Genomic DNA, 12644 nt, shown 5'->3' with positions numbered 1-12644 from the left:
ACGGCCGAGTACTCACACCATCACGAACGGCCAAATCAACCAGCCGGTCACGCCCGACCAGGACACCTCAACAAGATCGTGTTACGAGCTCTAAGTAGCCCAGTTTCTGACCTGTCACGGACACAGCGATGAGTTTTTCCGGCCCGGAGAGTCTCACCACAGTTATCGATCAACACAGGAGGAACACGTGGCTCAGCTACTGAGAGTCCAGAACTTCAACGTCTCGAGTGACGGCATCGGTGCCGGTGAGGACCAGAGCCTCGAGAGTCCGTTCGGCCACGCCGTCGACCCAGCGAGGCTGTTCGCTTGGGCCGGCGCCACGGCGAGCTGGCCCATGCGCACCGACCCCGGGGGGAGCCGGGGCCTCGACGACTACTTCACGCGGGACTACGCGCGCAACATCGGTGCCGAGATCATGGGCCGCAACAAGTTCGGTCCCCAGCGCGGGCCCTGGCACAACCATGAGTGGCGCGGCTGGTGGGGTGACGAGCCCCCGTTCCGCACCCCGGTGTTCGTCATGACCCACCACAAGCGTCCTTCGGTCACGCTCTCCGACACCACGTTCCACTTCGTCGACGGCGACCCCGCCACGATCCTCGAGCAGGCACGGGAGGCGGCGCAGGGCAAGGACGTCCGACTCGGCGGCGGAGTCACCACCATCCGGCAGTTCCTCGACGCCGACCTCGTCGACACCATGCATGTGGCGGTCTCGCCGGTGAAGCTCGGGTCCGGCCTACGGCTCTGGGAGTCACCCGATGAGCTGCTCGACCGGTTTCACCTGGAGGTCGTGCCCAGCCCGAGCGGCGTGACGCATCACCTGTTCTGGCGCAAGTAACACGAGGGTCCACTCGGGGATGCCTGCCTCGGACATGGCCGGTCCACCGTCCCGGTGGACGGGCCATCCCACGAGCCCGCAACGAGTTACGGCTACGACCCCACCCCGTCGTCACGAACATGTAGTCTATGAATCGCCGCAGTTCAGAGCCGGTGCACGAGCTCCTGCGGTCGGTAAAGTCGATGAGCTGCACAACATCTCGCTGGCCACCCGCCACGGCGCCGAAGTCGCCGACACTCTCAAGTACTTCTCCGAACGCATCGCCGCCACGTTCATCTACGCCGGCATCGACATCGAGCACAACAGCCTGCTCTCCGGCACCCGCGGAGCCCAGATCGCCGGAGGCTTCACCTTGATCCCCACCCACCCCTTCCCCTACGGCCAGGAGTGGAAAGGGCTGGTCAGCACCATGGAGCGGACGCTGCTGCTGCACCGCCACGCTCCCGGAACACTGGTCAAGCTCGATCGCCTCCTGCACAAACGGACCGGCGGCATGATCGGCGCGCTCTCCCACCAGATCCGCGGAGCCGCGATCGACGCGGTCCTCATCGGCACCGAATAAATCACCCAGGACAGCCTGGAAGCCGTCCCGCTCGACATCGCCGCCCAGTCCCCCGGCTGCTGACCGACGCGAGGCACACATGGTGACCGCGACGCCCCGCAGCACCACCCCAATCAGACAGCTCCCTATCCAGCCCCGCCCCCGAGCAGGCGAGGGACGCACCGCGTTCATCGAGCGTCTGGCCACCGCGAACTTCCTCAGACCCAGCTACCTGCGCGCCTACCTACGCGACCCCGACTCCAAGAAGGCCGCCCCCTCTTGGGAGCGCCTGGCCCGGGTCACCGGCCGCGACCCGGTTCGCCTACAAGAAGTCCTCGAACGGAAGCAGTGCGTCGAGTGCGGCAAGCCCCTGCCGATCGGGGACCGCCTCACGAAGCGCCGGCGATGCTCCCAGGCTTGTCGTCAGAAGGGCTACCGCAAGCGGCACCCCAAGCCGCTGAAACTCACACGGATCACCAACTGCCAAGGGTGCGGCAAGGGGCTCTCCCATCACCGGCAGCCACGTCAGTACTGTTCACCAGCATGCCGACAAGCCACCTACCGCAGGCGGATGAACTCAGCTCACCCGCCCCAGATCCGGGCCCGACGTATCGATCGGGGCCTCCCACCCCTGCCTCAGCCCGCCGCGGACATCCCTCGGGGCATCCAACCGGACTGCTGCGTCGTCTGCGGGGAACCTCTCACCTGGGGTTCCACCGGACAGATCCGACTGACCTGCTCAAACTCCTGCCGAGCAAAACGCGCCTACTGGCGCAAGAAGGAAAAGCTCACCAGCTGTGACCGGTCGGGATAGTTGTCACCAGCTTGGACGTGCGACCTGGACGTCATCCCAGTTCTGAGCGGGGTAGTTGTCATCGCTTGGTCGTTCTTGTTGTCACTACCTCGTGATTTCCATGCTTGCTGTCACCGGCCGGGATTTTGTGGCCGCTGGCTGGGCTCGGGTACCCCTTTGCCTATCGATGCCCGGTTGCCGCTCACCCTGGGTGCAACAGGTCGAACCTGACGTTCCGCCATTGGGTGCGGAAGGGGGACGTGTCGTCATCGGTCAGGTCGTCTTGGGGGAGCGCCCAAGACTTGACCGGCGTGGTTGTGGCGGTGACGGCCGGCCAGCCCGGGTCGCCGGTGGCGGCGAAGTCGGCCCAGGAGCAGAGCATGCGCTGGGAGAGGGCGTGGTCGAGCTCATCGGGCGGGCCGCCGGTGAGGAATTCGGCGCCGAGAGCGTCCAGGTTGCCGAACGCGAAGGGGATGTCCGCGTTGTGCCAGGGCCGGGCGTTTGCGCGCCTGCGGGCGAAGCGGGCCAGATAGGACCGGCCGCCGGCCTTCGCGTGGTGCTCGGCGAGGCGGGTGGTGTACTCGCCGAACTTCGCGTCGCCGAACATCGAGAGGTAGCGGTCGAGCACCGGTGCGTCGGGCATGGACGTCCGGTAGTCGTTGACCAAGTTGGTCGGCAGGCGCAGGGCTTCGGCGAATTCTTCCAGTTCTGCCTCGCTGGTGACTTCCCGGACGGCTCCGACCGCGTGGAGGAACCAGCATTCCTCCAACGTGTGGCATGCGAGTAGGTCCACGCCCCGTGCCGCCCCGGAGGCGATCAGGCGGAGCGGGTCCGCGGGCAGGACCTCGCCGTCGACGACGGGTTGAAAGATCACCGGGTCATAGGCATGGATCGTCGCTACGGGGGCGGCCCTGCACTGGGCGGCGACCTTGTCGGAGGCGGCCACCAGAGCCTGGGGCGGTACGGACAGCAGCCCCTCCGCCGTCGGTGCGACGCCGGCCTCCGAGGCGATCCGCTCGGCGACCGCCGCTGCGAGCTCGACCGTGTAGAAGGCATTGGGCACGCTGTGGGCGATGGCCCGCCGGAACAGCCCCTTGATCTGCTGCATTGCCATCAGGCAGGCGACCGAGCCTGCCCCGGAGGAGTGCCCGGCGACGGTGACGTTACCTGGGTCGCCGCCAAAGGCCTCGATGTTCTCCTGAACCCAGTGCAGGGCGGCGGCCTGGTCCAGAAGACCGCGGTTGTCGGAGAAGCCGGGCACGTGGCCGAAGCCCTCGAAGCCCACCCGGTAGTTGCAGCTGACCACTACCAGCCCGGCGCGGGCCAGGGCCGCGCCGTCGAAGTCGGGCTGAGCCGAGGAGCCGAAGGTGTAGGCGCCGCCGTGGATCCAGAAGAACACCGGCAGCGCGCCGTCATGCGTGTGCTCCGGCAGCCACACGTTGACGGTGAGAACATTTTCGTCCCCGGGGCGCCACACGGGTGCCCCGGGCAGCTCAGCTGACTGCGGCGAGATGGGTCCGAAGGCCGTGCAGTCCCGAATCCCACCCCAGGCCGGCGCTGGCTGCGGCTCCCTGAATCGACGGGCGCCGAACGGCGCGGCTGCGTACGGGATGCCGAGCACCGCAGTGACGCCGTTAGCGGGCCCTCTGCCCTGCACACGGCCCCTCGCTGTCCAAAAGACCGCCTCAGCACCCGATTGCTCATTCATTGCGCGCCAGTCTCACCCGTCAACAGGCTGCCACGCGAGTGATTTTGAATCCGCCGGCAGGGGATCGGCAGGCCCTCGGAGGCACCGAGGACAGTTACCACGACCAGGTGACAACCATCTCGACCAAACACATCAGCAGCGCCTGACCGGTCCAACTTCGATGGCAAACAATCCAACTTCGATGTCAGAGGACACAGAGGACGGTGCCGTGCAGGGCGCGGCGGTTGTCCCGTCTCCAGGACCTGGTCCCCGTCTCAGGTGATCTGGTCCGTTTCGCTTGTGGTCTCAGCTGATCTGGTTCGCGGACTGTCCCATCTCACCCCATCGAGCCTTCTCAACGAGCGCGTTCGGCTACCGGATGGCTGGACCGGCTGGGATGGATCCTGACCTGCCAGATCTGAGCACTCACGTCAGGTGGTTTCGGGCCCGCGGCCCTCGGCTGTGGCCGAAGCTCGTCTGCGAGCTCGGTAAGCCGCGGCCTTGACGCGGTTGCCGCACTCGTCCATCCCGCACCAGGTGCGCCGGGCGCCGCGCGAGCGGTCGAGATAGATGCGAGTGCAGCCAGTGCGACCGCACTCCTTGAGACAGGCGTGAGGATCGTCGAGCACGGCGATACCGCTTCTGGCTACTTGAGCGAGTACTGCGAGGAGGTCTCCCGACATCTGCAGCCCTGCGTCGCTGAGCTTGATCGTGGGCACTGGCCCGGCGGCCGTGTCGTTGACGATCTCGAGGCTGCTCGGATCGAAGAGCCGATCGAGCACGCGATCGAGAGCAAGTCGGTAGATCGCTTCTCGCAGTGACAGCGCGGACTCGAAGGTTGCGGGGGCGGCGGTGACACGGTCGGGGAGCTCGCCACATTCGGTCACCCACCGCTCCAGGTCTGCGGGCGCGGCCAGCAGGTCGACGGGCTCGTCTCGACGGGACAGCACGGTGCCGGCCAGATCAAGGGCCGGGTTGCCACTCACGAACGCGAAATTCACGTCACCATCTTGACCGGTGACGAAGCGGGTGGCAAGGTCGTCACCTGCTGAGTCGGTGACACGGGCGCGAACAGGAGAACGCATGGCCGAGATCCGCGACATCGAGGTCGTCGTCTTCGACGTCCTCGGAACACTGGTCGACGAACTCAGCGGGCTTCGAGCGGCAATTCGCGACGCGGTGCCGGCGTCCGACGATGCATCTCTCGACGAGCTGCTCATCTTGTGGCAGCGGCATGTGGAGCTCGAGCAGCAGCACATCGCGCAAGGGCACCGCCCGTACGCCAACACCGAGATCATCGACGCAGAGGCTGCTCAGCGGGTGGCCGACCATGCCGGACTCGCCAATCCGGCGGCCATCGCCCGGCTGGCCACAGCGGGTCAGCGCCTGCCCCCCTGGGCCGACTCCGTCGCCGGACTCGAACGGCTCGCGCAGCAGTTCCCCGTGCTTGGCCTCTCCAACGCCAGCCGCACCGCCCTGCTGCGCCTCAACGCGCATGCCGGGCTGCGCTGGCACCAAGCCCTGTCCAGCGAAGCCGTCCTGGCCTACAAGCCAACGCCAGAGGTCTACCAGCTCGCCATCGACACCGCCGGATGTTCACCAGAACGCGTGCTCATGGTGGCCGCCCACGCCTGGGACCTTCGTGGAGCTCAGGCGAGGGGCATGCGGACCGCCTACGTCCAGCGACCGGTCGGGGATCCGCCGACGAGCTCCGATGTCTTCGACGGGCGGTTCAACGGACTAGACGAACTGGTCACCGCGGTGACAGCGAGGTAGCCGTCCCAACGATCGTGAGTTCATATATAACTCCAAGCACCTGACAAGGGCAGGGTCGCTCGTTGGGGTGATGCATTCCGCGTCCGGGTCAGGGGGCTCCGCAAAGTGTTCCACCCTCGCAGTGCAGGGCCGAGGGCGGCGGGGAGGTGCTCGTGGGCGAGCCTGCGGAGGTGGTTCCCGCCTGGGAGTACGCGTCGGACGTCCATGTCGGGTTCATCGGTGCCGACGGTGCCCAGCGGCTCGGTCCGCTGGCCCGCTACTGGGGCGAGCCCTTCGAACATGCCCAACCGGCCCGGAAGTTCGCCGCGTTCAAGGGGCAGAAGAACTTCACGGGCGACTACTGGGCGGTGACCTCACGGTCTCTGGCGGGCTACGAGTCGTGGGTGGAGCGCGATGCAGCGATGGCCATGGACTTCGATCCCGCCGTCGTGGCTCTGACCTCCCAGCCCTTCCGCCTGGTCTGGTCGGATGGTGACCGGGAACGCGAGCACACCCCGGACTACTTCGCGCGGCTGGCCGACGGGACCGGTGTGGTCGTCGATGTCCGCCCCCAGAGCCTGGTGGACGAGGAGGCCGCTGACGTCTTCGCGTTCACCGCGCGGATCTGTGAGTCGGTGGGGTGGCAGTTTCGGCTGGTCGGGGACCTGGGTCAGCCCTTCCGGGCAAATCTGCGTTGGCTGGCCCGCTACCGTCATCCGCGCTGCTGCCGGGCGCCGGTGGCAGACCGGCTGCGGGAGGTGTTCGGCGAACCGCGGTTGCTTCTGGCCGGGGCCGAGCGGGTCGGAGACCGGTTGGCGGTGCTGCCGGTGCTCTATCACCTGCTCTGGCAGCATGAGCTGACCGCGGATCTGGTCTCGGCTCCGCTGGGTTCCGGCACCGCTGTCTGCTTGGCGGGCTGGGGGCAGCCGTGAGGTCCGCGCGTCCGGGGCGGCTGCGCCTGGGCGACCGCGTCCGGTTCCAGGAGTGCACCTACACGGTGGTCGGGCTGACCGGGATGCGGGTCCGTCTGGCCGACGTCCACGGCACCGGCATGCTCGTGGACCAGGTCCATCTCCAGGCCGCCGAGGACTTCGCCGTCCTTATCGACGCGAGGGTCACCGTCGTGTGTGTCGACGAACTGCACAATCTCTCCCTCGCGACCCGCAACGGCGCCGAGGTCTCGGACACCTTGAAGTACTTCTCCGAGCGCATTCCCGCGACTTTCGTCTATGCCGGCGTCGACCTGGAGGCAGGCGGGCTGTTCGACGGCACCCGGGGCAGGCAGATCGCCGGACGGTTCGGCGTCATCGAGACCGTCCCCTTCCCCTGCACCGAGGAATGGACCGGACTGGTCACCACTCTCGAACAAGCCCTGCGGCTGCACCACCACCGATCCGGAACCCTGGAAGAGCTGGCCCACTACCTCCACGACCGCACCGGCGGGATGATCGGCTCGCTGTCCCACCTCATCCGCGGCGCGGCCATCGACGCCATCCTGGACGGCACCGAGAAGATCACCCGCAAGTCCCTGCAGAAGGTGAAACTCGACCGCGCGGCCCAGAACCGCAGAGCCCGACCGGCCTCATGAGCACCGGCGAGAACGACGATGGCCGACTCCGGCCGCTGCCGGTCCGCCCCCGGCCAAAACCTGGAGAGAGTACGGACTCCTACGTCCGCCGGCTGGCCCGCGCCAACCACCTCAAGCCCAGCTACTGACGTTTTCGGGTTGTCGTCGGGTAGTGACGGTTCTGCCTTCAGTGGCTCGCCAGGAGTGGCCGTCCGGCTCTCCGGGGCGCCCTGGCTGCTGATTGAGATGTGCGCGCTGTGTGGCGGTCGCTGATTACGGAGATGACAGCGGGGTGTTCCTCGGGCCGACGGCATGCCGTGCGGAACGAGGAGGGCGAGTGAACGAGCGGAAGTGCCAGGTCTGGGCCGGTGTCGATGCCGGCAAGGGCCATCATTGGGCAGCGGTTGTCGACGAGACCGGCGCGACCTTGTGGTCGAAGAAGATCGACAACGACGAATCTGCCATCCTGACCGCGCTCGGCGAGATCCTCGCTTTGGCGGAGCAAGTCCACTGGGCGGTGGACATCTCCGGCACGTCCTCCGCGCTGCTGCTCGCGCTGCTCGCGGCCCACGGCCAGAGGGCCGTCTACGTTCCCGGCCGCACGGTCAATCGCATGTCGGGCGCCTACCGGGGCGAGGCGAAGACCGATGCTCGCGACGCCTACGTCATCGCCGAGACTGCCCGTCACCGAGGCGACTTCGCCGCCATCGACGTGCCCGCCCAGCTGGCCGTCGACCTCGCGTTACTGACCGCCCACCGCACCGACTTGGTGGCCGACCGAGTCCGAATGATCAACCGTCTCCGCGACACACTGACCGGCGTCTTCCCCGCGCTGGGGCGGGCCTTCGACTACAGCTCGCACAAGGGCGCGCTGGTCCTGCTGACGGGCTACCAGACCCCGGCCGCCATCCGCCGCCGCGGCCGGGCAAGGCTGACGGCCTGGCTGGCCAACCGGAACGTGCGAGGCGCCGACGAGGTCGCCGCGACCGCGCTGGAGGCGGCGCAGGCTCAGCAGACCGCACTGCCCGGCGAGGACGTTGCCGCGCAGCTCGTCGCCGACCTGGCTGGGCAGGTTCTGGCCTTGGACGACAGGATGAAGCGGATCGACAAGCAGATCCGCGAGACGTTCCGCAGCCACCCGCAGGCCGAGATCATCGAGTCCCTGCCCGGCATGGGCCCGATACTCGGCGCCGAGTTCGTCGTCGCAGCCGGCGACCTGTCGGCCTACGCCGACGCTGGCCACCTGGCATCAGCGGCCGGACTGGTGCCCGTCCCGCGCGACTCCGGACGCCGGACCGGCAACCTTCACCGGCCCAAACGCTACAGCCGCCGCCTGCGCCGGGTGTTCTACATGTCCGCGCAGACCAGCATTGTCCGCGACGGGCCGAACCGGGACTTCTACCTCAAGAAACGCGGCGAGGGCTGCAAACACGTCCAGGCCGTCATCGCCCTGGCCCGCCGACGAGCCAGCGTTCTGTGGGCCCTGCTGCGTGACAACCGGGTATTCACCTCCGCCCCGCCGGTCACGCAAGCGGCTTGACTTCATCATTGAGACTCCTGGCGCGATTACCGGGACCTGCTGATCGCCGCACACCAGCAACTCGGCGGTCCGATCGTGCTCGTCTGGGACAACCTGAACGTCCACAAGGCCGCCGGCCTGCGGGAGTGGGCTGAAGCCCGGGACTGGCTAACCATCTACTACCTGCCGCCCTACGCACCTGCCCTCAACCCCGTTGAGGGCATCTGGTCACTGCTGCGGCGCAGCTGGCCCTCCAACCTCGCCTTCAGCACCCCTGAACACCTCGTCCAGCGCATCCGACGCGGCTTACGGCACATCCAGTACCGCAGCGTTCTCATAGACGGCTGTCTCGCCGAGACCGGCCTGACCATCAGACCCACCTGAGCCACGATGCGACATCACGAGTTCAACCTCAGTAGCATCACACGAGGCCCCGGGTGCCCCCTTGCTTGAGGGGGCACCCGGGGCCTCGTCGCGTTTGATCGTTCCCACTACCCGGACGTTGAACATGCTCACGCCGGAGGGTCTGCCGTTGACGAGCCAGGTCTGTACGAACGAGGCACCCGAGCAGGCCGCGAACCGGGACGCGAAGTAGAACCTGTTCGCGGTGCCCAGGCCCTTCTTGCATTCGTCCAGCGTCATCGTGCCAGCTGGTTCCGGAGCCGCGATCACGGGCGTCGGCGAGGCGGGTGAACCAACAGGTGTGGTGCGGGATGGCTGGGTCGCCCGCTGCGCGTACGACGCAGCAGGGCCCACCGTCTCGTGCGGCAACTGCGCGATCGGCTCCGCCTCGCGGGCAAGGTCCCGCAGACGGGCGTCACTCGACGTCGCCGACGTCAGAAGCGAGCGAGTCGCCTCTTCCAGCCCTGCACCTTGCGACGGCTGTCTACATGCTTGCCCGTCGCAGCGGAACTGGTACAGCTCACGCGGCCCTCACCGACGCCGGCGCCGCGGCCACCGCCCTTGCGGTCTACTTTGCCGCCATCGCGGTCTACTCCTGAAGCCCTCGAAGCCCGGTGTCTCCAGACAGACCTCGTACAGCAGATCCTTCAGCTCTCCCAGCGCTGTGGGGGCCTAGTCACCGCCCCAGCACCATCACCCGGGGCCTCGAAGCGGACCGCCCCCTGTCTCGCCACCCGCCGCACCATCCTGCCGCTCGCCGCAGTACGGCCGTGTCATCCGGCTGTACGGGTCAGCGATGCTTCGCTGGTCCCGTGAGCGCCTGCTATTACGCCGTAATAGCTACCAGGCAGGCGCGAGCGCTCCCTGACTGCCCAACAGGTACGTAAACTAACGCGTTAATGACAGCAATGGATCATGAACGTTAGTATGGTGTCCCCTATGAGTTCGCCAGCCACCTCCAACGACCGCGAGAAGGTCGTCTCCAAGCTGCCGGGATGGCTCCGGCAGAACCTCAAAATCAGAGCCGCCCAGCACGGCATCGAGATCCAGGCCGCCGTCGAACAAGGCATCACCGACTGGTGCAACCTGGCCTCCTCCCCCACCCAAGTCGACACCGCCGGCGCCAGTTCCTTCTCCACCTTCCTCCCCCATGGCCACTGGGAAGAGTTCACACGCACCGCATCCGACCGTCGCGTCTCCCTCGCCCAGGGCCTCGCCCAGTCCGTCCAGCTGTGGCTCGACACCCACCCGGCACCTGACGTCGAACGGCCCGCCATCACCCGGCGCATCATCGTCTGCAACCAGAAAGGCGGCGTCGGCAAAACCGCTATCACGGCCGGCCTCGGCGAGGCACTCGCCGAAGACCCCAACGCCCTCTACGCCGTACGCGTCGCCAAAGCCCTCGCCAAAGCCCTCCGCGCCAGCGAAGTACACGAGGAACACGACGGGCAGGAGGCTGATCTACTCGACGTGGAGAACCTTCCCGGACTAGGCCAGCGCGTGCTGCTAGTCGACTTCGACCCCCAGTGCCACCTCACCAACCAACTAGGCGCCTCTCCCCTGCCGATGAACGGCGACAGCCTCACCAACCACATGGCCAGCGACGCCAAAGGCGACCTCCGCGACCTCATCGTCTCCATCGACGACGACGCCTTCGCCGGACGCCTCCACCTCCTGCCCGCCTGCAACGACGCCTTCCTCCTCGACGTGCGCCTGTCCGCAGTCCGCGCCCGCGAGGCAGCCCTGGAGCGCGCCCTCGCTCCGCTGGAAGCCGACTACGACGTCATCGTCGTCGACTGCCCACCCAGCCTCGGCCTCAGCATGGACGCCGCCGCCTACTACGGGCGCCGCCGCGACGGCGAGGCGCCCGGACAGTCCGGCGCGCTGATCGTCGTCCAGGCCGAAGACAGCTCCGCCGACGCCTACGACCTGCTGACCACGCAGATCGACGACCTGCGCGCCGACCTTCAAGTCGATATCGACTACCTAGGCATCGTCGTCAACCTCTACGACTCCCGCCGCGGCTACATCGCCACCTCGTCACTCCAGGGCTGGGTCGACATAAAGGATCCACGAGTCGTCGGCCTCATCGGAGACCTCAAGGAACAGAAGGAAGCAGTACGAGTGAAGAAGCCTCTCCTGTCCTACGCGCCGAAATCGCAGCAGGCGATCGGCATGCGCGCCCTGGCCCGGGAGGTGTTGTGAGCAAGGCCGACCAGCTGGGAGCCGGCCGCTTTGGCGGGGGAGCGCGGCCTGTCAGCGCCCGCCGACAGGCCGTCGCAGCCGCGACCGGCGTGCCAACCGACGGCATCGCCCCTCCCACGGAACTCCCCCCGCACCGAATCAGCCTCAACCCGGACAACCCCCGAGCCAGCCTCGGAGACCTCACCGATCTCGCAGGCAGCCTTCGGACCCACGGGCAGAAGCAAGCGATCACGGTCATGAACCGCGACGCCTACATCAAGGCCAACCCCGAGCGGGAAGCCGACCTCGAGCCGGACACCACTCACGTCGTTATCGACGGCAGCAGCCGACTCGCTGCCGCACGCGACGCTGGCCTCGTGACCATCAAGGTGATGGTCAGTGACGACCAGGGCGCCAACGCGGAAGAGCTCCTCGAAAGCGCCCTGGTCGCCAACATCCACCGCCAGGACCTGTCAGAGCTGGACGAAGCCCGTGCCCTGCAACGACTCCTAGCCATCCACGGCAGCCAGACCGCTCTGGCGAAGAGGCTTCACCGCTCCCAAGGGTGGGTGTCACAACGCCTCGCTCTGCTCAACCTCACGCCTGAACTCCAGGCCCGTATCGGTGAGGAGCCCATCGACCTGCTGCGCGCTGTGGGAAGCAAACAGCCTGAGCAGCAGGAGCCGGCACTCGCGGCGCTCAAGCAGGAGCGAGCCCGCAAGGAGGCAGAAAAGCAGGAGCGGAAACGCAGGAAGCAGCCCAAGCCCGACACCCCGACTGCTGAGACGGCCGGAACGGCGGACGGCTATTACGGCGTAATAGAGGATGGTGGAGCGAACGGGCACCCCTCCACCTCTACAGAGCACCAGACCGCTGACGGTCAGGCACGCTCACAGGAAGGGGTGCCGACCCTCCCCGCGCAGCCAACCGTCTCTGATGACACCGCTGGGGGAGGGGAGCAGCAGCCCAAGCGGTTCCCGTACGAGGACGGCGTGGCCGCGGCGTGGTACCTGATCCACAAGATGCCGCCGGACGAGTTCAACAAGATGCTGGACCGGCTCAATACACACAGGGACAGCCAGGCCGCGTCCGCCCGCTGACCTCATGTTCCATCCTGAGATTGGGTGGTTTGCCGCCCGCGAGGTGCCGACTCCCCAAAACGGGGGACCGGCACCTCGCGGCAACCACACTCGCGCCCTGCTAGTAGATTGTCGTGGCTTAATTTCGTTGTGTGGTTGGGTAGAGGTGGCGCAGCTTCACACGTGTGTCGTCGGTGGTGAAGTGCCAGTCGACTTGGCGCTGGTTGCTGTTGGTCTGTTGCTGCCAGGCGGCGAGTTCGGTGTTGAGCACGGCGATATCGT

General features: G+C 67.1%; 9 protein-coding genes and 2 pseudogenes. 9 read left to right on the top strand and 2 right to left on the bottom strand.

Annotated features, from left to right (window positions below):
- The first annotated feature begins 187 nt into the window (after positions 1-187).
- Both ABTX62_RS37335 and ABTX62_RS37330 read left to right on the top strand, forming a co-directional pair.
- Positions 188-835 (top strand): dihydrofolate reductase family protein, encoded by a 648-nt coding sequence (locus tag ABTX62_RS37335; RefSeq protein WP_352120347.1) that lies wholly within the window; start codon positions 188-190, stop codon positions 833-835.
- A 178-nt stretch (positions 836-1013) separates the two neighbouring features.
- Positions 1014-1394 (top strand): annotated as a pseudogene (locus ABTX62_RS37330) (ATP/GTP-binding protein); the annotation flags it as partial.
- A gap of 977 nt (positions 1395-2371) precedes the next feature.
- Here the strand turns inward: ABTX62_RS37330 and ABTX62_RS37325 are convergent.
- Positions 2372-3877: a carboxylesterase/lipase family protein gene (locus ABTX62_RS37325; protein WP_352120346.1), complete on the bottom strand. Its 1506-nt coding sequence runs from the start codon at positions 3875-3877 to the stop codon at positions 2372-2374.
- Between the two features lie 410 nt (positions 3878-4287).
- Positions 4288-4959: a CGNR zinc finger domain-containing protein gene (locus ABTX62_RS37320; RefSeq protein ID WP_352120345.1), complete on the bottom strand. Its 672-nt coding sequence runs from the start codon at positions 4957-4959 to the stop codon at positions 4288-4290.
- On the opposite strand from ABTX62_RS37320, the gene ABTX62_RS37315 reads away from it, so the two are divergent.
- The 7 genes and pseudogenes from ABTX62_RS37315 (at position 4940) to ABTX62_RS37285 (ending at position 12383) form a co-directional block, all read left to right on the top strand.
- Positions 4940-5632, top strand: a complete 693-nt coding sequence (locus tag ABTX62_RS37315; protein WP_352120344.1) for a haloacid dehalogenase type II — start codon at positions 4940-4942, stop codon at positions 5630-5632. The two genes, ABTX62_RS37320 and ABTX62_RS37315, sit on opposite strands and share 20 nt — an antisense overlap.
- Positions 5633-5784: 152 nt before the next feature.
- Positions 5785-6543 carry a TnsA-like heteromeric transposase endonuclease subunit gene (locus ABTX62_RS37310; RefSeq protein WP_352120343.1) on the top strand — a complete coding sequence of 253 codons (759 nt, stop codon included), beginning with the start codon at positions 5785-5787 and terminating at the stop codon, positions 6541-6543.
- Positions 6540-7199, top strand: coding sequence for a hypothetical protein (locus ABTX62_RS37305; RefSeq protein ID WP_352120342.1), 660 nt, complete (start codon positions 6540-6542; stop codon positions 7197-7199). The genes ABTX62_RS37310 and ABTX62_RS37305 overlap by 4 nt, the downstream gene beginning before the upstream one ends.
- 316 nt (positions 7200-7515) lie before the next feature.
- Positions 7516-8718, top strand: coding sequence for an IS110 family RNA-guided transposase (locus tag ABTX62_RS37300; protein WP_352120341.1), 1203 nt, complete (start codon positions 7516-7518; stop codon positions 8716-8718).
- A 15-nt stretch (positions 8719-8733) separates the two neighbouring features.
- A pseudogene (locus ABTX62_RS37295) lies at positions 8734-9081 on the top strand (transposase); the annotation flags it as partial.
- A 957-nt stretch (positions 9082-10038) separates the two neighbouring features.
- Positions 10039-11304: a ParA family protein gene (locus ABTX62_RS37290; RefSeq protein WP_352120340.1), complete on the top strand. Its 1266-nt coding sequence runs from the start codon at positions 10039-10041 to the stop codon at positions 11302-11304.
- A complete protein-coding gene (locus tag ABTX62_RS37285) occupies positions 11301-12383 on the top strand; it encodes a ParB/RepB/Spo0J family partition protein (protein WP_352120339.1) in 1083 nt (360 codons plus the stop codon). Before ABTX62_RS37290 ends, ABTX62_RS37285 begins: the two co-directional genes overlap by 4 nt.
- The last annotated feature ends 261 nt before the right edge of the window (positions 12384-12644 follow it).

The organism is Streptomyces sp. NPDC096046 (assembly GCF_040303285.1).
Taxonomy (GTDB): domain Bacteria; phylum Actinomycetota; class Actinomycetes; order Streptomycetales; family Streptomycetaceae; genus Streptomyces.
This window is presented reverse-complemented; position numbering and strand designations above follow the sequence as displayed.